General features: G+C 61.8%; 1 pseudogene. It reads left to right on the top strand.

Annotated features, from left to right (window positions below):
- Positions 1 to 280, top strand: a pseudogene (locus tag KDH83_RS31710) (hypothetical protein); the annotation flags it as partial.
- Positions 281 to 432: the final 152 nt, after the last annotated feature.

Genomic DNA, 432 nt, shown 5'->3' with positions numbered 1-432 from the left:
AAACCATCGGCCCGCCAGTAGCTTGGATGGTAGTGGAGCGATCTTGATCGCCGAAGGGCCACGGTACGCGCTGAAGGGTGCCATTGATGTCGCCGCCCGACACGGTAAGGGTGCCAGTGAGGGCAAATTGTTGGTGCCGGGGATTCCAGAGGCAGAGAACCAGAAAGCCGCGATCAGGGCGCTGGATCAATGGCTGGATTGGAACCGCAAATGCAGGCGTGGGAAGCGCGACGGCATCGTCTGGATTGAAGCGCCCTCATCGCTGGGAGCGGCCCTATGAAATCCGCCGCCCGCACCGCCGCTAATCAGGATGCTCGCCAGCGCCTCATACGTCTCATTCATGTGGGCAAGCGCGAGCTGGGCCTGGACGATGAGATCTACCGCGCGCTGCTCATGGGCAGTGTGCAGAAGGATTCCACCTCGGCCATGAGC

Source organism: Achromobacter sp. Marseille-Q0513 (genome assembly GCF_018195695.1).
Lineage (GTDB): Bacteria > Pseudomonadota > Gammaproteobacteria > Burkholderiales > Burkholderiaceae_B > Achromobacter.
This window is presented reverse-complemented; position numbering and strand designations above follow the sequence as displayed.